Annotated in this window: 22 protein-coding genes, 1 riboswitch and 1 other annotated feature; of the genes, 10 read left to right on the forward strand and 12 right to left on the reverse strand. The window is 47.6% G+C overall.

The window, feature by feature from the left end:
- Positions 1–97: 97 nt before the first annotated feature.
- Positions 98–880: a glutamate racemase gene (murI, locus tag AAA939_RS06295; protein ID WP_338209279.1), complete on the forward strand. Its 783-nt coding sequence runs from the start codon at positions 98–100 to the stop codon at positions 878–880.
- Positions 881–956: 76 nt separating this feature from the next.
- Here the strand turns inward: murI and AAA939_RS06300 are convergent, their stop codons facing one another.
- A complete protein-coding gene (locus AAA939_RS06300) occupies positions 957–1,502 on the reverse strand; it encodes a phosphoribosyltransferase family protein (RefSeq protein WP_338209277.1) in 546 nt (181 codons plus the stop codon).
- A 3-nt stretch (positions 1,503–1,505) separates the two neighbouring features.
- Complete coding sequence (locus AAA939_RS06305; protein ID WP_338209375.1) at positions 1,506–2,582, reverse strand: NCS2 family permease; 1,077 nt, start codon at positions 2,580–2,582, stop codon at positions 1,506–1,508.
- A 182-nt stretch (positions 2,583–2,764) separates the two neighbouring features.
- On the opposite strand from AAA939_RS06305, the gene AAA939_RS06310 reads away from it, so the two are divergent.
- Positions 2,765–3,289, forward strand: coding sequence for a hypothetical protein (locus tag AAA939_RS06310; protein WP_338209276.1), 525 nt, complete (start codon positions 2,765–2,767; stop codon positions 3,287–3,289).
- Between the two features lie 581 nt (positions 3,290–3,870).
- Here the strand turns inward: AAA939_RS06310 and AAA939_RS06315 are convergent.
- Together AAA939_RS06315 and AAA939_RS06320 are read right to left on the reverse strand one after the other, a co-directional pair.
- Positions 3,871–4,392: a GNAT family N-acetyltransferase gene (locus tag AAA939_RS06315; RefSeq protein WP_057705842.1), complete on the reverse strand. Its 522-nt coding sequence runs from the start codon at positions 4,390–4,392 to the stop codon at positions 3,871–3,873.
- 112 nt (positions 4,393–4,504) lie between these two features.
- Positions 4,505–5,341: a metallophosphoesterase family protein gene (locus AAA939_RS06320; RefSeq protein WP_338209273.1), complete on the reverse strand. Its 837-nt coding sequence runs from the start codon at positions 5,339–5,341 to the stop codon at positions 4,505–4,507.
- A 294-nt stretch (positions 5,342–5,635) separates the two neighbouring features.
- Between AAA939_RS06320 and AAA939_RS06325 the strand changes: the two genes are divergently transcribed.
- Entirely contained in the window at positions 5,636–6,532 is an 897-nt protein-coding gene (locus AAA939_RS06325; RefSeq protein WP_338209272.1) for an alpha/beta hydrolase, read from the forward strand.
- A 218-nt stretch (positions 6,533–6,750) separates the two neighbouring features.
- Here AAA939_RS06325 and AAA939_RS06330 read toward each other — a convergent pair whose 3' ends face one another.
- The 3 genes from AAA939_RS06330 to AAA939_RS06340 form a co-directional block, all read right to left on the reverse strand.
- Positions 6,751–8,076 (reverse strand): Nramp family divalent metal transporter, encoded by a 1,326-nt coding sequence (locus AAA939_RS06330; RefSeq protein ID WP_338209270.1) that lies wholly within the window; start codon positions 8,074–8,076, stop codon positions 6,751–6,753.
- Positions 8,066–9,022 (reverse strand): ferrochelatase, encoded by a 957-nt coding sequence (gene hemH / locus AAA939_RS06335; protein WP_338209268.1) that lies wholly within the window; start codon positions 9,020–9,022, stop codon positions 8,066–8,068. Before hemH ends, AAA939_RS06330 begins: the two co-directional genes overlap by 11 nt.
- A gap of 215 nt (positions 9,023–9,237) precedes the next feature.
- Entirely contained in the window at positions 9,238–10,614 is a 1,377-nt protein-coding gene (locus AAA939_RS06340) for an amino acid permease (protein WP_338209266.1), read from the reverse strand.
- Positions 10,615–10,721: 107 nt separating this feature from the next.
- On the opposite strand from AAA939_RS06340, the gene mmuM reads away from it, so the two are divergent.
- Positions 10,722–11,648, forward strand: a complete 927-nt coding sequence (gene mmuM, locus AAA939_RS06345) for a homocysteine S-methyltransferase (RefSeq protein ID WP_338209264.1) — start codon at positions 10,722–10,724, stop codon at positions 11,646–11,648.
- Positions 11,649–12,100: 452 nt separating this feature from the next.
- On the opposite strand, the gene AAA939_RS06350 is transcribed toward mmuM, so the two are convergent.
- On the reverse strand, positions 12,101–12,820 hold the full coding sequence (locus tag AAA939_RS06350) for a hypothetical protein (RefSeq protein WP_338209262.1): 720 nt from the start codon (positions 12,818–12,820) through the stop codon (positions 12,101–12,103).
- Between the two features lie 110 nt (positions 12,821–12,930).
- A riboswitch (SMK box riboswitch) is annotated at positions 12,931–13,035 on the forward strand.
- On the opposite strand from AAA939_RS06350, the gene metK reads away from it, so the two are divergent.
- Positions 13,033–14,223 (forward strand): methionine adenosyltransferase, encoded by a 1,191-nt coding sequence (gene metK / locus AAA939_RS06355; RefSeq protein WP_338209261.1) that lies wholly within the window; start codon positions 13,033–13,035, stop codon positions 14,221–14,223. Its footprint overlaps the riboswitch before it by 3 nt.
- A 170-nt stretch (positions 14,224–14,393) precedes the next feature.
- Positions 14,394–15,902 (forward strand): MDR family MFS transporter, encoded by a 1,509-nt coding sequence (locus AAA939_RS06360; protein WP_338209260.1) that lies wholly within the window; start codon positions 14,394–14,396, stop codon positions 15,900–15,902.
- Positions 15,903–16,325: 423 nt separating this feature from the next.
- Here AAA939_RS06360 and mnmM read toward each other — a convergent pair whose 3' ends face one another.
- On the reverse strand, positions 16,326–16,913 hold the full coding sequence (gene mnmM / locus AAA939_RS06365; RefSeq protein ID WP_479464431.1) for a tRNA 5-(aminomethyl)-2-thiouridylate-methyltransferase MnmM: 588 nt from the start codon (positions 16,911–16,913) through the stop codon (positions 16,326–16,328).
- A gap of 8 nt (positions 16,914–16,921) precedes the next feature.
- Positions 16,922–17,578: a phosphatase PAP2 family protein gene (locus AAA939_RS06370; protein WP_338209259.1), complete on the reverse strand. Its 657-nt coding sequence runs from the start codon at positions 17,576–17,578 to the stop codon at positions 16,922–16,924.
- A gap of 144 nt (positions 17,579–17,722) precedes the next feature.
- Positions 17,723–17,932 (forward strand) — a binding site (T-box leader).
- Positions 17,933–18,047: 115 nt separating this feature from the next.
- On the opposite strand from AAA939_RS06370, the gene leuS reads away from it, so the two are divergent.
- The gene (leuS, locus tag AAA939_RS06375) at positions 18,048–20,471 is read left to right on the forward strand and encodes a leucine--tRNA ligase (RefSeq protein WP_338209258.1); all 2,424 of its coding nucleotides are present in this window, start codon (positions 18,048–18,050) and stop codon (positions 20,469–20,471) included.
- Between the two features lie 371 nt (positions 20,472–20,842).
- Here leuS and AAA939_RS06380 read toward each other — a convergent pair whose 3' ends face one another.
- Positions 20,843–21,181, reverse strand: a complete 339-nt coding sequence (locus AAA939_RS06380) for a bacteriocin immunity protein (RefSeq protein ID WP_338209255.1) — start codon at positions 21,179–21,181, stop codon at positions 20,843–20,845.
- 239 nt (positions 21,182–21,420) lie between these two features.
- On the opposite strand from AAA939_RS06380, the gene AAA939_RS06385 reads away from it, so the two are divergent.
- Together AAA939_RS06385 and AAA939_RS06390 are read left to right on the forward strand one after the other, a co-directional pair.
- Positions 21,421–23,091, forward strand: a complete 1,671-nt coding sequence (locus AAA939_RS06385; RefSeq protein ID WP_338209253.1) for a putative polysaccharide biosynthesis protein — start codon at positions 21,421–21,423, stop codon at positions 23,089–23,091.
- Positions 23,092–23,099: 8 nt separating this feature from the next.
- Positions 23,100–23,840 carry a 16S rRNA pseudouridine(516) synthase gene (locus AAA939_RS06390; protein WP_338209251.1) on the forward strand — a complete coding sequence of 247 codons (741 nt, stop codon included), beginning with the start codon at positions 23,100–23,102 and terminating at the stop codon, positions 23,838–23,840.
- Between the two features lie 116 nt (positions 23,841–23,956).
- Here the strand turns inward: AAA939_RS06390 and AAA939_RS06395 are convergent, their stop codons facing one another.
- The gene (locus AAA939_RS06395; RefSeq protein ID WP_338209250.1) at positions 23,957–24,796 is read right to left on the reverse strand and encodes an NAD(P)H-hydrate dehydratase; all 840 of its coding nucleotides are present in this window, start codon (positions 24,794–24,796) and stop codon (positions 23,957–23,959) included.
- A gap of 125 nt (positions 24,797–24,921) precedes the next feature.
- Here AAA939_RS06395 and pepV point away from each other — a divergent pair, with 125 nt between their 5' ends.
- A complete protein-coding gene (pepV, locus tag AAA939_RS06400; protein WP_338209249.1) occupies positions 24,922–26,325 on the forward strand; it encodes a dipeptidase PepV in 1,404 nt (467 codons plus the stop codon).
- Position 26,326: the final 1 nt, after the last annotated feature.

A 26,326-nucleotide genomic window follows, 5' to 3' on the forward strand; every position in this document is an offset into this window, starting at 1 on the left:
GGGATAAAAACGAGCGTATGCTTAATATTGTGACACGTAACAACAAAGATTGGTCCAATCAGTGGGTAATTGGTTGGATGACATAAGAGGGATTGAAATGGAACGATTAGATGCACCAATCGGAGTCTTTGACTCCGGGGTTGGTGGAATTAGTACGCTGCGGACGTTAGCAGCCGATTTGCCAAATGAAGATTTTATTTTTTATGGGGATTCGGCTAACGCCCCGTACGGTGAGAAATCCGCTGCCGAGGTTTGTACGTTAGCTACTAACGTGATTGAAACGCTACGGCAGCAACAGGTTAAAGCAGTCGTAATTGCGTGCAACACGGCAACCAGTGCGGCTAAGCCCGAATTAATGGCTGCTTATCCAGAACTGCCCATCTTAGGCATTGAACCAGCTTTAAAAGAAGCCGTGGATGCGGGTAAACGTCACATATTAGTGATGGCGACGCCGCTAACAATCAGTTTGCCAAAGTACAACGCGCAGGTCGCTAGGTATCAAGCACAAACGGCTATTCAATCGTTAGCCTGTCCGGGGTTAGCCGACTTGGTTGAACAAGGAAAAACAGCGCTTCCCGCTATCAAGCAACTTGTTCATCAGTTATTAGGAACGGTCGCGACGGCACAAGTGGACGGTTTAGTTTTAGGTTGCACCCACTACCCGTTTATTGAAAAGTTAATTCAATCAGAATTTGACCATCCCGTTAGTGTCTACACCGGCTATGCGGGAATCAGTCGGAACTTACAGTATCAATTAAAACAAAAGAATTTGCTACAGACTGCATCACGTGAGCGGACGATTCACTTCATGAGTAGTCGCAATACGCCTGAAGAATTAGCTTTGTACCAAGAGTTGTTTGACCGTGGGATTGAAGCTTAAATTAAGCAAAATTAAAAATAGTGGTTCAGAAATCTGTTGAGTGTAGATTTCTGAACCACTATTTTTTAGTGAAAGATTATTTAAATAAAGGTAGGGGGGCCAGAAAATCAATATCGTCACGGTCCGCGGCGTCCCCTTCAGCGAGAATCGCCAACTGTTTAACGATTGTGGCACCAGCCTGATTCAGCAGGGCGCGAGCCGTATTTAACGAACCCCCGCTACTAATGACGTCGTCGACAATGATGACCCGTTTGCCCTTAATTAGCGCTGCGTCGGCCCCGTCCAAGACTAATTTTTGATCCGAACTGGTGGTAATCGCATGTACGGGTTCGGAAACCGGGGCGTGCATGTAATCCTTAACGCTTTTACGTAACACGATGAAGTGGGGATGGTGGGTCTTGTCACTTAGCACCTGTGCTAACGGGATGCCCTTGCTTTCCATGGTGACGAGGTAGTCAAACGGCGTGGTAGCCAGTTTTTGGCTCAGTTGGTCGGCAGCGTATTCCGTTAGTTCCGCGTCGCCTAGTAGCACGAATGACGCGATGGTGGTCGTTGGGCTGATCCTAACCAGTGGTAAGTCGCGTTTGAGTGGCCCAAGTGTTAGTTCATAAGTTTTTGACATGTGTTAGATCCCCAATCCTAATAATGGCAAACCAAATTTCAAAATGGCACCGCTGAGAAGCCCGGTAAACGGATCGACCAGCGCGGTAATGACTAAAGTGATTCCAGCAATCGTTCCCATTGAACCGTGCATGGCGGTTGCGGCGTTTTCTGGGAAGATGACGACGGTCCCTAAGATAAATAGAAAACCGGCAATTGAAGCACTAGGAACGTATTGCCCCACTTTAGGGAGCCAGCCCATCAATAGAATAATTGCCATGATGACCATCATTAAGACGCCGGCAATCACAGGTTCCGGTGCACTGGCAGTCGCAGAAATAATGGTTTCGACGGGCGCACCACCGAGTAAACTCGTGCCAAAGTCGGCCAACGCTTGCGTACTCGTCAATAAATTAAGGTTAACTGGGTTAGGTTTTTGTCCCGTCATTTGCCCCGTAATCAGGCCGTATGAAATGTTGGCACCGATGTTTAAGCAGGCAAGGCTCAAAGCGCCCCGTAAGATTTTTACGTTGACTAAGGGCTTCACAAATTGAAATTTGCGGGCCGTGACGTGTTCTGGAAGGGTCACATGATACTTCTCGCCGAAGACCGCGTATAGACTCGTGCCAATAACGGAAATGGCAATGGTCCAGACTAAGTCCTTACTGATAATGTAAGTCACGGTGGCTAGAGCAATCGACAGCCACCCAAAATTGCGCTGTTCCTTGGTCATTTGTAGGGCAATCTTGGCGAGCATTAAGCCAACTCCGGCCATCATCCCAGCCATAATTTGATTGCCTAAAATGTCGACGATGCGGGTCAAAGAACCGGTTAGCCCAATTGCTAACATGATTGCCGCCCCAAAGAAAATGATTGAAGTTCGCTCGCGGAGGTCCTTACCTAAATGTCCGGTTAAGGCTAAGGATTCCGCTTGAAATGAAATCGGGGCAACCGATCCGGCAACGCCGTTAACCAGTGCTGCTAATCCAAATGAAAAGGCGGTCGGAAAAACGGCAAATCCGAGCGTCATTGCCATAATACCTTGGGGAATCCCGTTCAAGACGACCCCCACGGCGGCTAATAAATCTGCTAACCAGTGCACAATTAATTCCACCTTTGCTGTTGATACGAACAATATACAATAAAAAAACGGTAATTTCCAGCTTATCAACATATAAATCCGGATAATTAAAATTACAAACGCTATAAAGTTCGTATTTTGTTCGCCGGTGGGGCTTGTTTTATACTAAAGACATCCAATTTAAAGCAAAATGAGGTGGCAGTGTGTCAACCATTCAAGATTATTATGAGCCTCAATTACCAACGTTACTGTTTTCGTTACATCCGCAACCGGCTGCGGCGATTGAAGCTGGCGATAAGGTGCTTGAGTTTCGGCGGCGCTTTTATTCACGCGCGTTTCAAGCGTTTATTTATACGACTGGAAAGCAGGGTGGCATCGGTAGTTACGTCCAGTGTGCCCCGGCTATTACAGCGGCCCCCGCAGTCCTCGGCCAACTAGGTGCCAAGCTACAAGGGGATGATCCCCAGTCAACGATGGCCTACTTAGCACCCGCCAGCACGGGCTTAGCAATTCCGGTGACGACTGTCATTACTTTTGAGCCGGTGCGCTTGGCAAATCTAAAGGCGCAGTTCCCGAACTTTGTTGCGCCGCGGAGTTACGTTTTCTTGGACCGGCCACAACGCCGAGCTCAGTTGGCGTACTTGCTAGACCAAGACTGTCAAACGGTGCACCAGAATAAAGATGTTTTATCTAGAATCAAGCACGTACTGTCTAATCCTGATCAGTAGATTTAAGGGCGGCTACAATAACTGAAAGGTCTAAGATTAACGTCAATGCCATAGTTATTCATAAATATTCGCTTCGTCGGACAGCCTGGTTGTGCTATGGGGGACGGCCGCAGCCAAAAACTGCGGTCTGCGACCTCGATTCAAAGCCGATAACCCGCGTCTTTGAATCGCCCCGCAAGATTGGCGACTGAAAACCGCTCGCTAATCTTGCCGACACAGCACAACCAGGCTGTCCGACTTCGCTAAAAGTAGATTTACTAATGCGATAATCCAAAAATTCATTAAACCATCGGAGGTTGTCACTGATAGTATCGGTCGTGAAGGTGGCGTTGGGCCGATGGTTTTCGGCCATACACCACGGACGGTCCGGGACAATTGCGCTTTTTGCAATCGTTCCGGGCGAGGGACAAGACGTTTTTGGCTTGACCCGGTCCCACGACCGCATGCTATCAGTGACGACCGGACTAATTAGTTTGAGCATTGATATAACGACATCCAAAGCAAAATTTGATTTTTTTAATTTTTGAAATATGACAAAAAAAGCTCCTCAAACCGGAAATCCGGCTTGAGGAGCACTTTGTTTAGTGGATCAATTTTTCATAAACATAACAAACGTCATCGTGGTGGTAAACACCGACCATTTCACCGACCCGTTGGAAGCCCATCTTTGCAATTAAATGTTGCATTGCTAAGTTGTCTGAGTGGGTATCAATCCGAATACTTTTAATTTCGGCGTGTTTTTCAGTGATGTGAGTAATGATTTTTTCAAATAATTGGGTGGCATAGCCATGGCCAGCGTGGCTTGAATGAATCGCTACGCGGTGGAGGACCCGGTAAGGTTCCGTCTTGTTCAGCCATTCAGCGTTAGCCGTGTCATAAGTGGCGTCTGGTGATGGCACGATTGCGACGGCACCGACCGTAGCGTTATCGTCGGCGTTAACTAAGAACGCGACGCCTTGCATAATATCGCCAGTGATTTGCTTGCGGGAAGGGTAGTCGCCTTGCCATTGGTCGACCCCGGCCTCGGCTAACTGGTTACGCCCGTCGCTTAAAATATCGATGATCGTATCTAAATCATCAAGGGTTGCTTGTTTAATGTACATTAATCATGACTCCTCTCTTGAAACCAAACGTTAACGTTCAACGCTCGACTTAAACAGTATACAGAAATCATGACAGAATGAAACTATTTTCTTCCGAATTCTTAGTGTTTTTTCAGCGACGATTATCGCTAAGAATTAAACGCGCTTGCTTATCCATGTCGTGCTGGATGTTGTAAGCGGATACGGCACTGGGGGCGTATTGGTAAGCATTCGTGGCCAACGTCTGTTCATAGAATGACAGGTAGGGCAAGTTGCGGTCTTTTGCAATTTGAATTGCCAGTCGCCAGTCAAAATCAACTTGGCGGTACTCCGTATTTTGTAACCCCTGTTCATCGATCGTCAAAATCAGGTAAGAAGCCCGGGGCTGACGTAACCTGGGATTGATGGCAGTCGGAAGACCGACCGTCCCTGCGTTTAAAATCAGTTGTCCTTGGGTTGAGTAACGCATGATGGGCTGATGGGTGTGGGCATAAATCACGATGTCCACGTTTCCAGCGGCAGCCTGGTCAAAGTTAACCTGTTCGGCCGTGGGCGCAAGTGAGTGTCCACTGGCAAAATTTGGGAGGACGTGTTGTAAACGAATGGTCAGCGGTCCCACGTGTTTGGTCACGGTCAGCGGTAATTGTAATAATTGCTGGAAGTGTGACGGGCTTAACTGTCGGCGGTCATAAGCAGTCAAAATGGTCGCCATAACTTGCTTAGGCTTAGTGAAGTTAGTCGGGGTTGCGTTCAGAACTTTTTGGTAATTTTGTTCATGATTGCCGAGGACGTAAGCGGACGGATGGACAGCGTCTAGTAAGTCTAAACACCGCTCGGATTCGGGGCCTCGGACCGTCATATCGCCGACCGTCCAGTAGTCGTCTACGCCTTGTGCCGAAGCGTCATGCAAGACAGCTTCGAGAGCAGTGGCGTTACCATGAACGTCGGAAAGCACTGCAATTTTAACCATCAGTAGGACTTCCTTTCTCTATGTATCCATATCCACTAGCTTGGAAGTGGATGACTGGAAAAAGTGAGGATGATAATTTGCACGTTTGTAATTACTCTGCAAACTCATCGTAACCTTTATCTGTTATAATTATGGATGAAACGAAGTAATATATAGCACGTATATTCAAGCCAATTCGTTTCATAGCCGCCGTTATCTTCATGATAACGACGGTTTTTATTGTAGCATAAAGTTTCCCTTGCCGGTTGCTAAGTTTAAGGCTTAAAATTAACTGGTGATGGAGGCGGTTACATAATGAGTGTATCAGAAAAAAAGGCAATTATGGACCTGCGTCAGTCGTTTAAGGCAAACGATGATCGCCGTGACGCGGGTTTACCAACCGAAGTACCGGGTGTCAAACGGGTTAATGACTTAAGGTATGGGGCAGAAACACCGTGGCACCTATTAGATTTATATTTACCAACCGGAGTGTCCAAGCCCATTCCAACGATTATCAATATTCACGGTGGGGGCTGGTGTTATGGGACTAAGGAAACCTATCAATTCTTTGGCTTGAACTGGGCCCAGCGGGGATTCGCCTTTGTGAACCCTAACTACCGGCTGGCTCCGGACGTCGTTTTCCCAGACCAGTTGGATGACGTTAACGCCTACGTTCACTGGGTCGCCGAACACGCCGAAGAATACGGGTTAGATCCAAATAACGTAATCTTAATGGGGGACAGTGCTGGCGGTCAGATGGCTGAACAGTACGCCACGATTTTGACGAACCCCGACTACCGGAGTCAGTTCGGTTATCCGTTGACTAAGTTGCATTTTCGGGCGTTAGTCCTGAACAGTGCGGCGTTATTTATGTTGGATCCGGGGATGATTACGGCAGCGGGTGCAGCCTACTTTTCACCTGAAATCGTCAAAACTCAGCGGCAACGGTTGGCAACGGAAGATTACCTGCAAGCGCCGTTTATTCCGACGTTTATTTGTACGGGCAACACGGACTTCTTGCGCAATAATTCGGCGAAGATGGACGGGTTTATGACGGCTAAGGAAATCCCACACGTCTTCAAGATGTATGGAACGCCGGAAAAGCCCCAAGGCCACGTGTTCTTAGTCGATCAAAAGAATGCTGTCGGTCAGCAGGCCAATGACGACGAAGAGGCGTTCTTACGGGCGTACCTTGTTAATACCCCCGACTGATTAACGATTCTTAACCTTGACGGCTGTACTTTGAAATAATTAGTTAAACTTGAATAAGGATTGACTTATCGATGGCGTCATGTTGTAATGTCATTAAATCACTTCACGGGTTCGAATGACGATTTGAACTGGTTAATTGATCCGCCATCTTAGTCACGGTGGTAAAAGGGAGCTGAGACATTTGTCTCAACTCCCTTTTTGCGTTGGCAATAATTAACTCAAAATAGATTAACAATTAAGTCAACGTTTAATAAGCTGATAATAATAGCAAGCGTATAACCGAGGATACGAACGCCGGTTGAATTGACGTGTGTGCCCAGCAATTTGCGGTTACTCGTCAAAGCAACCAGTGGGAGCATCGTGAACGGCAAGGCCACGCTTAGGGCGACCTGGGCATCGATGATCAAAGCTTCAAAGGCTTGGTCACTGAAGCCAACCATAAAACCGATGATGAGAATGGGAATGAGTGTCACGCAACGGGTCAATAGCCGCCGTTGCCATAAGGGTAAGCGAATGTGCAGGTAGCCTTCCATCACGATTTGTCCCGCTAAGGTGCTCGTAATGGAAGAAATCAGTCCAGTGATGAGCAGTGCTAACGCGAAGAGGCCGCCCATTAACGGACTCGCTAATTGACCGACGATGGCGTTATTTTGCAGGCCGTGAAAGACGGCCTGCAGACTTGCCAACGCGTGGGTGTGCCCGAAAAACAGGCTACCCCCTAAAACGAGCAGGAGCGCGTTGATTAGAAAGGCCGCCACGAGGTGCACGTTGGAATCCCAGTTGGCGAAGCGTAAAGTTTCACGGACCTGGACGGGATCGTGATAGTCGTAGCGCCGACTCTGAGCTAGTGATGAGTGTAAGTATAAGTTATGTGGCATGATCGTTGCCCCTAAGATGCCTAAGCTCAAAACGAGCGCCTGGTGGTTTTTAAAAATGAGACTGTTTGGGATGAATCCCCGGAATACAGCGCTAGTATCAACGTGGGCCCGGGCGACTTCTAGTCCGAAGATGATGCCGACCGTCAAAATTGCGAGTAATACAATGAACTCAACCCGTCTGATACCAAAGCGGAGGAAAAGGAGCACGACTAAGACGTCCCCAACTGTCAGTAAGATACCGAATAGTAAGGGTAGGCCAAACAGCATTTTTAAAGCTAGCGCTGTTCCGATGACCCCGGTCATGTCGGTTGCCATCATGGCGATTTCGTTGAGTATCCACGCGGCGTAGCGCACGGGTCGAGGAAGCGTACTGGCGATGGCCTGGGCCAAGTCTTGCCGGGCGACGACGCCCAGCTTGATGGCTAAGGCCTGCATGAACATGGCGACGAGAATTGATAGGGCGAGTACTGCCAGTAACCGGTATTGAAATTGCGCCCCACCGGCTAGTGAGGTTAACCAGTTACCCGGATCCATGTAGCCCACGGCAACTAGGGCCCCGGGACCGCTGTAGGCAAGAAATTTCTGCCAGAAAGCACTCTGATAAACGTCGGGAACGGCCACACTCTGGTTGATCTCTTCTAAACTGTGACGTTTATTAGGCGTCATTAATGACCACCTCCTGAGCATTTAGGGCTAATGTTGCGAGAAAATGGGCAAATTGGGGGTCGTCATTGAAGCAGGGCACCAGATCAAACCGGTCGCCACCACTAGCGCGAAAAGTTTGATAATTTTGAACGAAATCTTCTTCCAAAGTTTCTAAACAATCGCAAACAAACGACGGTGTCACGACTAAAACGTCCCGTTTACCCATTTCGACGAGTTGCATCAGTTCGTTGCGCAGGTACGGCTTAAGCCACGGCATTGGCCCAAATTTGGATTGGTAGGCCGTGACGATTTGGTCTTGCGGTACTGTTTGTAAGTACTGGCTGACGCCCGCCGTTGTCGCTTCACATTCTTGCTGGTAGGGGTCGCCGTGGCGAACCATTGCGGTTGGAATGCTGTGATAGCTAAATACGACGGCGTCAAAGTGGTGTTGTTGATAGCTTTTCTCGATTTTGGCGGCTAATAACTGCTGATAAGTGGTCTGATCGTAAAAGTGATGGATCAAAGTGTGCGGCATACCCGTTGCGTTGACCTGGTTAATGATGCCTTGGTGCGTACTTTGAGTGTACTGGGGAAAGAGCGGTAAAACGACAGGGTGCTGGCAACCATCCGCGACCATGGCTCTTAACGTGTCACCAATATCTGGTTGGCCGTACGTCATGGCTAGCCGGACATCCCAGTCCGGGAGCGCCGCTTGAACTTGATCACGTAAATCCTGACTATGTACGATAAGTGGTGATCCGGCTGGCAACCAGCAGTCCCGGTAAAACGTGGCTGAACGCCAAGACCGCGTTGGTAAAATAATGCCGCGCAAGATTGGTTGCCACAGGGCGGGTGGCATTTCGACCACGCTTTGATCACTTAAAAACTCACGGAGGTAGCTTTTAACGTCAGCCGTTTCGGGTGTTGCCGGTGACCCTAAATTAACAAGTAATAACCCACGACCCATGAAATCAGCTCCTTTATTTTTAATTGAAACGGGTCTTTTTTAGTTCGTAACTTTAAAATAATCATAGCATAAATAATTTTAGTTAAGCGCTTTAAATGCTTATTTAGCAGCGTTATCGAGCGATAACTGAATTAAAAACTCATGGCCCGACAGGCTTTCAATGTTTGAAAGTACTGTCGGACCATGAGTTTAATTTTAAAGTTTAATTTTAAAGCTTAATTTTTAGCGCGTTTGATTTTTTCGTTGATATAGTAACCGGCGTAACAGATGGCTACAAACGGGAGCGTGTAGTATAACGCAATCCGTTGATTAGGATCGAACCAAATGAGCAAGCATGACAGGCCGCTTAAAATGAAGGCCAGCCAAGGAACTACCGGATAACCAGGCGTTTTAAAGGCCAATTTATCCAGCGACTGCCCGCTTTTAACGTAAGCTTTACGAAAGTTGATTTCAGATAGGGCAATCGCCATCCAAACGAGCACGACCGCTAGACCCGAAATTGAAACGAGGACTAAGTAAACGGAACCGGCTGCGTAGATGCTTGATAATAAGGCTAAAATGCCGCCAATCATACTAGCCATCAGGGCAAATATCGGAACGTCCCGTTTAGTCGTCTTTTTAAAGACCACGGGGATGGTGCCTTCGTTAGCTAAAGACCATAACATCCGGGTGGAGGCGTAGAGTCCCGAGTTAGCGGCTGACATAATGGCGGTCAGCACGACAAAGTTCATGATATCGGCGGCGTACGGAATCCCGATTTCCTTGAAGACGAGTACGAAGGGACTCTGCGTCACGCCAGCCTGCTTATAAGGAATCAACGCTGCCATGACGAACATGCTGCCAACAAAGAAGATGATCAGGCGCCACAAGGTCGTGTGAATTGCGGCGGGAATCGTGTGAGCCGGGTCCTTGGTCTCGCCGGCGGTAATCCCGATTAGTTCCGTTCCTGAAAAGGCGAAGTTAACGGTCAGCATGGTCGTAAAGACCCCGCCAAAACCGTTAGGAAACCACCCGTTTTTAGTGTAGTTAGTGAGTAACGGGGCGGTGGTATGACCATGGAGTGGCAAGATGCCAACAATGGCCAAGCCACCTAAGATAATAAAAGCAATGATGGCAAAGACTTTAATACTGGAAAACCAGAACTCAGTTTCGGCGAACCACCGGACTGATAAGGCGTTGACCGTGAAAATGACGACCATGAATAGTAAACTCCACAGCCAAGTGGCAACGTGGGGGAACCAGTGCTGCATGATGAGCCCAGCTGCGGTGAATTCTGAGCCGAGCGCAATCGTCCAGGTCAACCAGTAAAGGATGGCCACCGTAAAACCAGTCCCGGGCCCAATGTACTTTTTAGCGTACACGTGAAACGCCCCGGTGTAGGGCATTGCCACGGCAAGTTCACCTAAACAGAGCATGACGAGGTACACAATGATTGCCCCAATGGTATAGGCAAGCAGTGTCCCGATTGGTCCGGCTTGATGAATCGTGTAGCCGGAACTGAGAAATAGGCCAGTCCCGATGACGCCGCCTAACGAAATCATTAGGACGTGCCGGGATTCCATCTGGCGACTAAGGTGAGTTTGTTTTGACATTTGAAAACGGCCTTCCCTACTTGCAAGAACGCAAGTATTAGAATAAGATGAGGAAATCAGTAATGCTATTAGAATAACATAACTTCTAGGCAGAGAGGAAATCATTTATGCAAGCTGTAACTGTAAAGAAACTATTAAAACAAGGGCCCATCGTTTTGGATGGCGCAATGGCAACGGAACTAGAAAAGCGTGGGGTCCAAACGGATAGCGCACTGTGGTCGGCAACGGCGATGCTTGATCATCCAGAGGCAATTGCAGCGGTGCATCGTAGTTACTTTGACGCGGGGGCGCGCATCACGATTACGAACACTTATCAGGCCAGCGTACCGGCGTTTGTGCAAGCGGGCATCGCCGCATCGCGCGCCCGGCAGTTAATTCAGGATGCCGTCAGCATTGCTAAACAAGCGCGGACTGATTACGTAACTAGCCATCCTGATTTTCAGGCGTTGATTGCGGGCAGTATCGGCTCATACGGGGCTTACTTGGCCGATGGCAGTGAATATACCGGCAAGTACCAGTTGGACGAGGCCGGCTACCAAGACTTTCACCGTGAGCGGCTAGAACTGATTACCCAAGTGGGCGTTGACTTATTAGCTTTAGAAACCATGCCAAAATTTGATGAAGTCCAAGCGCTGGTTCGCCTGATCAATCAAAAATGGCCCGAACAACACTACTGGGTCAGTTTCAGTATTGCCGACCCGCAGACGTTATGGGATGGCACACCGTTAGCTGACGCCGCCGCGTGGGTTGCACAACAACCAAACGTGGAAGCGGTCGGGGTCAACTGTACGACGCTAGAAAACATTGCGCCAGCGTTGGAAACCTTACGTGCAGCGGTCGATATTCCACTGATTGTCTATCCCAATTCAGGGGATGAGTACGATCCAATCACAAAGACCTGGCAACCAACGGCCCGGAGCCACCAGTTCGATAGTTACGTGCCAAAATGGCTCGCCAATGGTGCTCAAATTATTGGGGGCTGTTGCCGCACGACCCCAGAAGATATTGCAACGATTGCACGATTAGTTCAGTAACGTTTCGGTAAAAAACTCGTCCGGTTGCCACTGATAGTTCAATGCTTTTTTGAAGCACTGGTAATTTTCGGCGCTTCGCCGGACAGAACCGATGTGCTATGGGGGACGGTCGCAGCCGAAGTGTGGTCTGCGACCTCGATTCAAAGCCGCCAGCCCACGTCTTTGAATCGCCCCGCAATGGTAGTCGATAAAAATCATCGACTACCATTGCCGACACAGCACATCGATTCTGTCCGCCTTCGCTAAATTAGCTTTACTATTATTATCGAATAATCGGAGGCATGTCATCAGTGGCAACCGGAATAACTACTCACAGGTAGCTAATTTAGATTAATCTAGATATTGACACAATAGTAACCAAGCTATAAATTTAACTTTCAACCTTCAGCCATAAAAAAACAGGCGCTTAAAATCGGTAACCATCCCGGTTTTAAGCGCCTGTTTGTATAGATTTAATAGAGTAAGAACATTAAAACGACTTGAATCGCTGCGTTGACCATCAAGTGCCAGCGAGTCCGGCCAAACGACTGTTGACTGAACCAGGTGGCAATCACGATCACAATGGCAGTAATGGTTTGCCAAGTCAGCGGTTGTAAAAAAATGGTAATGACCAGAAGTGCGCCGGTAATTGCCGAAACTAACTGGTTGATCTGACGCTGGTGACTAAAACTGGGAACGTATAAAAATACGTAACTAGTAAATAGTGGGGCCAGTTTCCATAAGAAGGTCGTCGACAGGTAGTTGTTTTGTAAGTTGAAGACCGCGACTGGAATCGTAAAGGTCATGATAATACTAAAGACCACGAGGCCAAAGTAATTTTGCATCCCAAAACGGGGGACTGCCATGACGAATAACCAGACGCTACAAGTGAGCAACAGATACAACAACTCGGATTCGCGGGCAATGATGTTCGTGAAGGCGAAGGCCACTGAAGTGCCAATGGCGATCAGGCTCCATTGCGCCGGAATGCGTTGGTCCAAAACGATAAAAATGGCGGCGGAAACGGCCAGCGTATACCCAATTAAGGGTAGCTGAGCGGCTGAAAATTCCGCTGTTTGAAATGAACGACCGTAATCTAAAGCGGCCCACCAGCTAATGATGCTTTGTAAAATAGTGAAAACGGCTAAATGAACGTAATCACGTTTAAGTTTAAGCTTTCCAATTCGTATCATAGCTCAACATCTTTCTAATAGAAGTAATGTTTTAATCCTAACGGTCACCGTTAAAACCGTCAATATTTTAGGAAGATTCTTTTAAAAAAACAAGGATTGTGATAGTCTGATATAGTTATGAGCCGTTCCCGAGAGGATAAGTCTGTTTATTTGGAAGCCATTTAAACGGACTTAGATGCCTTGTAACCGAACTAATCAAGGGGGAATTTACAATGAGTGAAAGACATTTATTTACATCGGAATCCGTTTCTGAAGGCCATCCCGATAAAATCGCGGACCAAATCAGTGACGCCATCCTAGATGCAATGTTGGAACAAGACCCACAAGCACGGGTAGCCGTTGAAACTTCAGTGACTACTGGGTTAGTGCTGGTCTTTGGTGAAGTTTCAACCAAGGCCTACGTTGATATTCAAAAGGTCGTGCGTGACACGATCAAGTCGATTGGCTATGTTGATGGCCAATACGGCTTTGACGGTGACAACTGTGCCGTCCTCGTTTCTTTGGATGAACAATCACCGGATATCGCGCAAGGGGTCGACGACTCTTTGGAAACGCGGACGGGTGATGCTGATCCACTGGACCAAATTGGTGCTGGGGATCAGGGGATGATGTTTGGCTATGCCATTAACGAAACTCCTGAACTAATGCCACTACCAATCGCATTGAGCCACCGCTTAATGCGTAAGATTGCGGAATTACGGAAGAACGACACCATCAAATGGTTGCGTCCGGACGCTAAGGCCCAAGTTACAGTTGAATATGACGAAGAAAACCAGCCACAACGGATCGACACCGTCGTCTTATCGACGCAGCACGACCCCGATGTTGAACTGGATGAAATTCGCCAAACGGTTATTGACCAAGTCATCAAGGCCGTGTTGCCTAAGGACTTGTTAGATGATCAGACGCGTTATTTGGTTAACCCAACCGGCCGTTTCGTTATCGGTGGTCCTCAAGGGGATGCTGGTTTAACGGGTCGGAAGATCATCGTGGATACTTACGGTGGTTTTGCCCATCATGGTGGTGGTGCCTTTTCTGGTAAGGATGCCACTAAGGTTGACCGTTCAGCTAGTTACGCTGCCCGTTACATTGCTAAAAACATCGTTGCGGCTGGTTTAGCTGACCAGGTTGAAGTTCAATTAGCCTATGCGATTGGGGTTGCACAACCCGTTTCAATCGCCGTTGATACGGCCGGTACTGGGAAAGTCAGTGATGATGCCTTAATCGGTGCCATCCGGAAGTACTTTGACTTACGTCCAGCTGGGATCATCAAGATGTTGGACTTACAACGTCCAATTTATCGCCAAACGGCCGCTTACGGTCACTTTGGTCGGACTGACATCGACTTACCGTGGGAACACACGGATAAGGTTGACGCCTTAAAAGCTGAATTTAATAAATAAACAGTAACGAGAGCTACGGATCGTTACGGTCTGTAGGTACTCGACGCTAAAAGCGACCTCTTTACACGGGGTCGCTTTTTTTGCGGACAAAAGTAGGGTTGACCAAGGGGTGATGGCCGCGGTTAGAAAGTTTTAGAAGAAGAGTTTTGAGAGTGAAGGGGTATTAAAACATGCAACAACGTAAAACTAACGTCGTAGCAGTGACGATTGCTATCTACGTGGCAACGTTTATGAGTGCGATTGAAGGAACCATTGTTTCGACCGCGCTACCAACGATTGTCGGTGACCTGCACGGGGTCGCCTTAATGAACTGGGTATTCTCCATTTATTTGTTGACGAATGCCATGATGACACCAATTTATGGGAAACTAACGGACCTCGTTGGTCGTAAACCAGTGATGCAGGCCGGTTTGATCATTTTTATTATCGGGTCCATGATGAGTGGCTTATCCGATTCAATGCCGGTATTGATTTTCTGGCGCGCCATTCAAGGGATTGGTGCCGGCGCTTTGATGCCAGTTTCGATGACTATTATTGCTGACATCTATTCGTTTGAACGTCGGGCGAAGGTCCTAGGCTTCAACAGTTCCGCGTGGGGGATTGCCTCCGTGTTGGCCCCGTTAATTGGGGGATTGATTGTTGATAAATTGAGCTGGCACTGGATCTTCTTTATCAACGTGCCGGTTGGCTTAATCACGCTATTCTTATTTCAATTTTATTTACGTGAACCGAAACGCCATAATCACGTTAAGGTTGACTACTTGGGCAGTTTTTGGCTGATGCTATTTTTACTCGGCCTCATGCTTAGTTTCCAACTACTTGGAAACGCCACGATTAGTTGGGGCACCGTTATTATTGTGTGGATCGTGAGCGCCCTCAGCTTATGGCTGTTTATTCGCCGTGAGCAGCGGACCGATGAACCCGTCATTTCCATGGAATTATTTAAAAACCACACGTTTGTGATCCAAAATGCCGTGGCAGCCTTAGTCAGCGGTTTTCTAATGGCGGTAGAAGTCTACATTCCAACATGGACGCAGGGGATTTTAGGCGTTCCCGCTTCGTTAGCCGGATTTGCCGTAACGCCCAGCTCACTGATGTGGATCGTCGGATCATTTGTGACGGGCCGGCTACTTGCAAAGTGGGCCCCGCGCCGGATTCTCTTTTTAAGCCTGTGCTTTATTCTGGTCACGAGTGTTTGTTTGGCACTATTGCCAGTTAGCACCCCGTTCCTCTGGTTCTTCTTGATTACCGCAATCGGCGGAATTGGTTTTGGGATTACCATTACGGCAACCACGGTCACCTCACAACACTTGGTGTCAGCGGACAACGTTGGGGTCGCAACTTCGTTTAATACGTTGAGCCGGACCATTGGGCAAACGTTGATGATCTCTATCTTTGGGATTGCGCTTAACGTTGGGATGAACCAAGGAATTGCGCAACATAGTGGCACTAACATGGCAATGATGAACAAGTTGATCAATCCGAAAACGGCAACTAGCTTGCCTAAAGACTTGTTACCAACCTTGCACGGTATTCTTTATACCGGACTCCACTGGGTCTATTGGATTGGATTAGTCCTCGTGATTTTAGCATTCATCGTCAACGCCATGGACCGTGGCCCGCAATTGACGGCGGCACAGCACGCTGAGAAATTGAACAAAAGTAAGCATGAATTTTAGCTTGTTAGTTAGTGACTTAAATTAAAAATGCTGAGGCTAATAGGTAAATAGGACGATTAATTACTGCTGTATTATGACCTAGCTGAATACAAATCGGGCTACTCCGATTATCCGACTAAAATAACGATAATAAGATTATTTTAGCGAAATCAGGCAGGATTGGTGTGCTGTGTCGGCAAGATTAGCGGGTGAATTTCGCGCTAATCTTGCGGGGCGCTTCAAAGACGTGGTCTGTCGGCTTTGAAGCGAGGTTCCAGACCGCACTTTGGCTGGAACCGTTCCCCCTAGCACACCGGTCCTGCCTGACGAAGCGGCTAATTTAAGTATAATTATCAGGTTATTACAATTTTTGACTTTTCAATCTTTAGTACAAAATAAGCGCTCCACTCTAAATTTAGGGTGGAGCGCTTATTTTAGTTGGGACTATCTTTTTTGAATGGCAATCAGGTACGGTGGGGTGTGGATCTGATTGAGAAAGCCGTACTGTAAGACTTGGAATTGGTGTTGATCGAGTTCAGTCACGTGTTGCATCAACTGGTTGGCTTCGTTTTGACCGCCGGGGTGACCGGTGTAAACGAGCAAAATGATTAAACCATTGGTCGCCAGACGCCCTTCTAGTGCCTTAACTGCGGTCAACGTGGTCGAGGCTCGGGTGACCACCGATTTGTCACCTCCAGGCAAGTAGCCGAGGTTAAAAATGGCACATTTGACCTTGGCTTCTGCGGGGAGCACTTTGGCCAAGTTTTCGTGACCCGTGTGAGTCAAGGTGACTTGATGCGTCAGCTTTTCCGTAGCGAGTGCGCTGGTAGTAGCTTTGATGGCTGCGGCTTGAATATCGAACCCGTAAACGTGGCCACTGGGACCAACGAGTTTAGCTAAGTAAGTGGTGTCATGGCCGTTGCCAACGGTGGCATCGACAGCGATGTCGCCCGGATTAACGGTTTGGTTGATTAGTGTATGACTATAGTTTAGAGCAGAACTGAGTTGGATAGTGAATCCCTCCCAAAAAATGAACTAAGTTACGACGAGTGCCGCTTAAAGTGAAAGTTACCGGTCCGGTGTCCGGTGGTTAGGCGGGTGCTAACGTACAGGAGCAGGCTCCCGAGTACGGCGCCACCTAATACGTCACTAGGATAGTGGACGCCCACGATGACACGGCTGACGAGCATCAATCCGATTAGTAAGAGCCCTAATCCCAATAACCAGCGTTTTAACGTTGGATTTTGGATTAGATCATAGGCTAAGACGAGTAGGCTACCGATTAAAACCGTGGTGGTCGTTGCGTGACCGCTTGGAAAGCTGAACCCACCGATGTTAGTTAAACGCCACGCGGTTGGCCGTGGGCGTTGGATAATTTGTTTAATAAAATAATTACCGTAAGCTGCGAGCAGTCCCGCGTTGATAACAAAGAAGACGGCGCCCTTGCTTTGTCTAAAAATAACTAACAAAAGGGTCACAATCACGATAATAATGGTCATACTATGGGGATTGCCGAACAGGGTGTAAGTCAGCATAGCGGACTGAAACCAAGCGGGTGTGTGGTGCAGGCTAAGGGCGACGCCGCGGTCAAAGTGGTGGATCCAAGTGGCTTGTGACCAGACCGCAAAGACCCAGTAGAGCCAGAGGGCGAATAGGCCCAGCATCGCAGTATCGCGGCGGTGCCAATATTTCGTCATTCAGTTACCTCCGATAAAAAAATTTCTTCGCCTATTATAGCATTCTTTATAATCTTTTTAATCTTGGAACCTATGAAAGTTCTGGTTTTTGATGGTTAGACGCTTGAAAAAAGGGGGCGGGTTTGCTACCATGAGAACAATAACTTTACGACTCCGAGAAGGATTAGTAAGTTGGTGTGTTTTGCAGAAACTCCGTGGTCGTTGCAAACGGGGATTCACACTGGCTGAACTCACCTTCGAGTCTTCCGACTGAAAGCAATAGTAGGTACGGACGTGGTTTCGCGTTAAGAAAATCAAGAGGCCACGGCAACGTGGAATCATAGGTGGTACCGCGGAATCATTTTCGTCCTATAAGCTTAAGTGGCTGATAGGGCGTTTTTTTATGCAGTACTGCCGCACATTCAACCGGACCATTTCAGTCACAGTCGCAATGCTAGCTTACATACAGCAGCAAGAAAGGGGCACTATTATGGCATACAACCATAAGGTCATTGAACGTAAATGGCAGCATTATTGGAAAGAAAACAAGACTTTTAAGGCAATGGATAACACGGATAAGAAAAAATATTACGCGTTAGACATGTTCCCATACCCATCAGGCCAAGGCTTGCACGTGGGACATCCCGAGGGTTACACCGCTACCGACATTATGTCGCGTTTCAAGCGGATGGAAGGGTACAACGTTTTGCATCCAATGGGCTGGGATGCGTTTGGCTTGCCAGCTGAACAATATGCCATGAAGACGGGGCATAACCCGAAAGACTTTACGGCTAAAAATATTAAAAACTTCAAGCGTCAAATTCGCTCGTTAGGTTTTTCATATGATTGGGACCGTGAAGTGAACACGACGGACCCAAGCTACTACAAGTGGACCCAGTGGATCTTCGAACAATTATACAAAAAGGACTTAGCTTACGAATCAGAAACGCTCGTTAACTGGGCGCCTGACATGATGGGCGGTACCGTGGTCTCCAACGAAGAAGTTATCGATGGTAAGACGGAACGGGGCGGCTACGACGTTTACCGGGTCCCAATGAAACAGTGGAGCCTTAAAATTACGGCTTACGCTGACCGTTTAATCGATGATTTGGACGACATTGATTGGCCAGAAAACATCAAGGAACAACAACGTAATTGGATTGGCCGCTCAGTTGGGGGCTCAATTCAGTTCCAAGTTGCCGACCATGACGATACTAAGATTGAAGTTTTCTCAACCCGCCCAGATACGTTATTTGGCGCTAGCTACTTAGTCTTAGCACCTGAACACGACTTGGTTGAATCCTTAACGACGCCTGAACAAGCCGACGCAATCAAAGCTTATAAAGCAAAGATTGCTAGCAAGTCAGACCTTGAACGGACTGATTTGAACAAGGATAAGACCGGGGTCTTCACTGGAAGTTACGGGATCAACCCGGTTAACGGTGAAAAGCTGCCAATCTGGATTGCGGATTACGTCTTAGCTTCATACGGGACGGGGGCCATTATGGCCGTTCCAGCCCACGACGAACGTGACTTTGAATTTGCACAAAAATTTGATTTGCCAATCCATCCCGTCATCGCTGGGGACAATGATTATGACCAACAACCTTACACGGGTGATGGCGAACATATCAACTCCGGTTTCGTGGACGGTCTCGACAAGCAGGCCGCAATCGATAAGATGATCGACTGGTTAGAAGCCCACAAATGTGGTGAAAAGAAGGTCAACTACCGCTTACGGGACTGGATCTTCTCACGTCAACGTTACTGGGGTGAACCAATTCCAATTATTCATTGGGAAGACGGCGAAATGACCTTAGTACCAGAAGACGAATTACCATTACGTTTACCAGCAACCAAGAACTTAGAACCATCTGGGACTGGTGAAAGCCCATTAGCCAACATTGACGATTGGGTTAACGTTGTCGATAAAAATGGCCGTAAAGGGAAACGTGAAACGAACACCATGCCACAATGGGCTGGGAGTTCGTGGTACTTCCTGCGTTACGTTGATCCGCACAACCCTGACGCCTTGGCAGACTATGACAAGCTGAAGTACTGGTCACCAGTTGACTTGTACGTTGGTGGTGCTGAACACGCCGTCTTACATTTGCTCTATGCTCGTTTCTGGCACAAGTTCCTGTACGACCTCGGCGTCGTTCCAACAAAGGAACCTTTCCAGAAGTTGGTTAACCAAGGGATGATCTTGGGTAAGAACCACGAAAAGATGTCCAAGTCACGCGGTAACGTTGTGAACCCCGATGAAATCGTGGAACAATATGGTGCCGATACGTTACGGTTATACGAAATGTTCATGGGACCATTGGAAGCATCCATTCCGTGGAGCACTGAAGGCTTGCACGGGGCTAACAAGTGGATCGAACGGGTTTGGCGACTCATCATTGATGAAAATAACCGGGTCCGCGACCGGGTTACGACGATTAACGATGGCAAGTTGACGAAAGTCTATAACGAAACCGTTAAAAAGGTGACGGAAGACTACGAAAACATGCGCTTTAACATCGCCATTTCACAAATGATGGTCTTCGTTAACGAAGCTTATAAAGTTGATGACTTGCCAGTCGTTTACATCGAAGGCTTTGTTAAGATGCTATCCCCAATCGCACCACACGTTGCCGAAGAACTTTGGTCATTGTTAGGTCATGACAACACCATTACTTATGCAACTTGGCCAACGTACGACGAATCCAAGTTAGTTGAAGATACGGTTCAAATCGTGCTTCAAGTTAACGGTAAGGTTCGTTCACACGCAACGGTTGCTAAGGATATGAGTAAAGACGACCTTGAAGCGTTAGCTTTAGCTGACGAAAAGGTCAAAGAGTTTACGGACGGTAAAACGGTTCGCAAAGTCATTGCCATTCCTGGTAAATTGGTTAACATTGTTGCCAACTAATACGCGCAATTAAAACTAAGGAATCCCCACTAAATCACCAGTTCAGCTGATGATTTGGTGGGGATTTCTTGTTGGCATAAAAAGCTATTCCGGTCGTCACTGATGACATGCGGTCGTGGGACCGGTTCAAGCCTGAGAAACGTCTTGAACCTCGCCCGGAACACTTGCAAAATGCGCAAGTATCCCGGACCGTCCGTGGTGTAAAGGTCGGCAAAAAAGCGCCACCCCAACACCACCTTCACGACCGATGTCATCAGTGACGATCTCCGATTACTCGACAGTAATAACAATAGTAAATCTGATTTGCCTAACGGAGCGACTAACAAGGCCCGCACGTCATTATAACGACGTGCGGGCCTAACTGTTAAAGATTAAAGTGAAAACCCTCCGAATGAAATTGAGAGTGAAATTAAACCTGTGCCGATGAAGTAGTTACGAATATTAGTATCATCGTATTTACCGGCTTGAACATCCTTTTGAATTTGATTATAAAATTTAATCAGTACAACTGGCACGTCGTGGTGTGCAACGTAACGTTGTGAAATGGCGTGTGACAAGTCAGAAACGACCTTGCCAAAATCTTCGTCGCGGTTTAAGCGACTAGCAGTGTCCAACAAGACCTTCTGGAGTGCTGGATTCTTTTTAACATCTGCGTCTTCATACAGTTTGCTTAGTTGTGAGATAAAAGCGTTCAATTGTTCGTCGTCCATCGTGTTTTCCCCCCATAATTGGTGATCTAAATTTAGTCTATACCCATTGACGTTGAAAAGGCAAACTAGGTCTTAATGTCAAACCAATTTTGAATTGGCATGACTTTAAGTTGTAAATTCAATTTCACTAAGTATGATTAAGGTTCAGTAAAGCTCGGCGATAAGTTGGGATTTAAATTGCAACTTCACGGCATTTCATCTAAAATAGTTAAGATTGAACTAAGAAAGTAGGTACGAACATGTCTGAGGAATCGAAAGCTCATCAGCCGCAAAATGCACACGTTAATTCCGAAGCTGAAGCACACCAAAAAATGGTGCGTGGGTCGGCTTGGATGACGGCCGGTAGCGTCTTTTCACGGGTACTCGGGGCCATTTACATTATTCCATGGGTACTTTGGCTGGGCAGTAACTCGACCCAGGGGAATGCGTTGTACGCTAAGGGTTACAATATTTATAGCTTCTTCCTGTTAGTCGCAATTGGTGGGATTCCATCCGCCATTTCAAAACAAATCTCTGAATATAACGCGCAAAATGAATACGCAGTGGGGCAACGACTCTTTAAACGGGGGCTGTTACTGACGTCCGCGTTTGGGATCTTCTTTGGCCTCGTCATGTGGTTTGGTGCGGGCTTAATCGCTGCGGCCTTTGGTGGCGGTGATCCGAACGTGATTCCCGTTTTGCGGGCGTTAGCGATCGCCTTAGTGATTATTCCATCGATGTCACTAACCCGGGGATTTTTCCAAGGGTATCAACAGATGGCACCATCCGCGATTTCTCAGTTCGTTGAGCAGGTCTTTCGGGTCCTCTACATGTTGGGGGCCACTTACTTTATTATGCGCGTGCAACGGGGTGACTGGGTCAATGCGATTACCCAATCAACCTTTGCCGCGTTTATCGGGGCAGCGGCGAGTTTCTTACTACTGGGCTGGTACTATTATCGCAAACGCCCAGAATTAAACGAACTCGCAGCGCAAAGTGAACATAAATTAGCCATTCCAATTTGGCAATTATTCCGTGATATTATCGTGCAGGCGATTCCATTTATCGTCATTGATACGGCGACGACGGTCTTTAACTTACTTGACCAAGCCACGTTCCAACCAATGATGCAGATGATTTACCACATGGACGTGCCTAAAATTAATGCGTTGTACGCCTACTTTGCGTTCAACGCCAATAAGTTAGTCATGATCATTGTTTCGTTAGCTTCGGCCATTGCGGTGACCGTTGTGCCGATTTTGTCAGAATCATTGGCTAGCCATAATATGCGCAACATTCGGAAACAACTTGAGGACTCGATTATCCTGTTCCTCTTTATTATGATTCCTGGTGCGCTAGGGATGGCGGCCATTGCCCAACCATTAAATACGTTATTTTATAGCTATAACCAGATTGGCACGTTGATTTTACAAATTTCAGCGTTTACTGCCATCGTATTGGGATTATTTACCGTTGTGTCCGCGTTGATGCAGGGGTTATCACGGAACCGTGACATCATCCGCTACTATCTGATTGGTTTAATTGTTAAGCTAATTGTACAGTGGCCATGTATTTACTTCTTATCAACGGCCGGTCCATTAGTTGCGACGGCCATTGGGATGATGGTCGCTTGTGTCATGGCCATGTATGACTTGGAAGTTAACTTTGGTATTCGTTACGTTAAGTTATTGCCTAAGGTCAACCGGATCTTAGTTTATTCAATCATGACTTATTTAGCGGCCAGAGTAACGGTCTACGGATTAAACTTCTTATTAAATGAACAGAGTAAAACTCAGGCTTTTTTGATCGTCGTTCTCGCCGTTGCCGTTGGTGGTGGCGTGTACGCTTACTTTGCGTTGAAGTCGCGCTTAGTTGATTTAATGATTGGTGGACGGGCCGCGGGCTTACGGCGCAAGTTAAAGATTAAGTAGGTGAAAGTATGCGAATTGATAAATTTTTACACGCCATGCGGATTGGGACCAGAACGCAGGTGCGCCGGTTGATCAAAGACGGTCATATTATGACTAATGGCGAACCAGTGATTTCTGGCAAGCAACAGATCAATCCTGGTAGTGACGCCGTATTTTTAGACGATGAGCAGGTTCGCTACCAACAGTATTTTTATTACGTCATGAATAAACCAGTTGGCGTGATCACAGCGACGAGTGATGCGACGGCTAAAACGGTCATGGACCTCTTTAATGCAACCGATTATCGGGACGACTTGTTTCCGGTGGGGCGTTTAGATAAGGATACGGAAGGTGTGCTTGTGATTACTAATGATGGTGCGTTATCGCACGCGTTGTTAGCGCCGGCACACCACGTGACTAAGGTGTACGAAGCTGAAGTCACCGGTGAAATTACGGCAGACCAAGTGGCTGGGTTCAACGATGGGATTACGTTGAAAGACGGGACCCAGTTACAACCGGCGCAAGCTGAAATTGTGGAATTTCATGAGATTGAAGATTTCACGACCATTCGAATCATGATTCACGAAGGTAAGTACCATCAGGTCAAACGGATGGTTGGGACCCTGGGTGAACGGGTGGTGCAGTTACGCCGCATCAAGTTTGGTTCCTTAGAATTGCCAGTGGGCTTATTGGCCGGCAACTACCGGACTTTAACGGATGATGAATTAGTGGCGTTAAAAACGGCTGCGGATCAACCCGTAGCGGAATAAATAAAACGAGTTTGGGATAAAAGTCCTAGATGCCAAAAAAATAGTTCTGAGAAATCGATTCTTGATTTCTCAGAACTATTTTTCATTTTTTAAGACAAACGGGAAGTTGCTAAGGCTTAGTCATCCAGTTCTGACTGACTAAAATCGTGCATGTACTTAGGAATCAGGGCACTGATTTGATGGGGCAAGACGACGTACCGGCTAGCGGCTAAGTCATCGGCAATCGTGCTGTGTAAGTACACCGCGCTTAAAATAGCGTTGGTGAAATCGGCAAACTGGCCACTGAATCCGCCAATCATGCCAGCTAAGGTGTCACCCATGCCGCCGGTTGCCATGGCCGGGGTCCCCCCGGGATTAAACCAGACTTGTTGGTCCGTGTAAATGGTCGTGTGGTGGGCCTTAACGACCGCAATGACACCGAGTTTTTGTTGGGCTTGATGGTTAGCGGTCGGTGTCTGTTCGCTGATTTTTAGGCCGGATAGCCGTTGCCATTCCATTTGGTGTGGCGTCACAACGATGGGCGTTGCGGGTAGTGGCTGGGGATGTGCGGCGAGTAATGTCAGCGCTGAGCCATCAATTACTAGGCGTTGGGGTTGATGCACCGCATTAAGCACGGTGGTCAATAACCGCTCAGCAAACGCGTCCGTGCCAAGACCGGGACCAATCACGATGACGTCCATGTTAGCGGCGAGGTCGAGTAAGTAATCTGTCTGATGAAAATCCACGACCATTGCTTCTGGCAAACGGGCGTGCAGACTAGTGAAGTTTTGCGGATCAGTTGCGACGGTGACTAGTCCGGCACCGCTATAAGTAGCGGCGGTAGCGGCCATGATAATGGCACCGCCAAAATTCTGATTGCCGCCAATGAGGAGCACGCGACCATAGTTTCCTTTATAGGATTCAGCGGGACGCTCGATGATCGTTTGCGTGACCAATTTAGATGTAATGGGTTGCATATTGTCACCAACTTTCAAAAGGTTTACTTCGAGTATACCATCGAAAAACGGAGGTGGCTTCCGATTATTAAGTTTAAGCGACCTATGCTAAAATTAAGATAATAATATATGGGAGGAATGATTCAATGACAATTGATTGGCAAAATGAAGCAGGTAAGCATAAAGATGATTATTTAACGGATTTAACCACGATGTTACGCGTTCCTAGTTTTCGAGATGACAGTAAGGCTACGGACGACGCGCCATTAGGTCCCGGACCTAAAGAAGCGTTAACGACCTTTTTAGCGATTGCAGAGCGCGATGGCTTTAAAACTAAAAATATCGATAACTTAGTTGGTTACGCCGAATACGGTGAAGGTGATGAAACCTTGGCCGTACTGGCGCACGTTGATGAAATGCCCGCTGGTAACGGTTGGGATACCGATCCGTTTGAACCAACCATTAAGGACGGCAAATTATACGCGCGGGGCGCTTCGGATGACAAAGGTCCTGGGATGGCGGCCTACTACGGTTTGAAGATCGTTAAAGAATTAGGCTTGAAGCTCAACAAGAAGGTTCGTTTCATTGTTGGGACTGACGAAGAAAGTAACTGGACAGGGATGAAGCGGTACTTTGAAGTTGAACCCGCACCAACCTTGGGCTTTTCACCCGACGCCGAATTTCCATTGATCAACGGTGAAAAGGGTAACGTTAGCTTGAAGTTACACTTCGGCCATCAAGATTCCGGTGACTTTAACTTAATTTCCTTTGACTCCGGTCTGCGTGAAAACATGGTACCACGGGAAGCCGTTGCCGTTGTTGCCACTGATGACAATGAAAAAATGGCGGCTGACTTCACGTCATTCTTAGACCAACAACCAGTGACTGGTGAATTGACGGTCGTCCCTGAAGGCGTGCGGTTAGAAGTCATCGGTAAAGCGGCGCACGGGATGGAACCACGTAACGGGATCAATGCTGGGACTTACTTAGCCAGCTTCTTGAGTGGTTACGCTTTTGCGGACGACGCTGCGGGCTTCTTGAACTTCATCGCTGAAAAGTTACACGATGATTCACGGGTCGTCCATTTAGGTTTGGCGTACACCGATGACGTGATGGGTGACTTGACGATGAACGTCGGCTTGTTACACTTCGACCATCAAAATGGTGGCGATTTGACGTTGAACTTCCGTTATCCTAAGGGCATCGAACCGACTGATTTGACGACCGGGGTTCAAAACCAAGTTCCAGTTGGCACAACGGTTAGCCAGGGTGACTTCATGGTACCGCACTACGTTGACCCAGAGGACCCCATTGTTAAGGATTTGATGGACGTTTACCGTCGCCAAACTGGTGACCACGATTCACAACCAGAAATCGTTGGTGGTGGGACGTACGGCCGAATGATGGAACGGGGCGTGGCCTTTGGGGCTTTGTTCCCACACACGGAAGATACGATGCACCAAGCCAATGAATTCCAGCCAGTTGATGACTTGATGGCTGCAATGGCGATCTACGCAGAATCAATTGCTGTTTTAGCAACGGACAAATAAT

The organism is Lactiplantibacillus paraxiangfangensis (genome assembly GCF_036246185.1).
GTDB lineage: Bacteria > Bacillota > Bacilli > Lactobacillales > Lactobacillaceae > Lactiplantibacillus > Lactiplantibacillus paraxiangfangensis.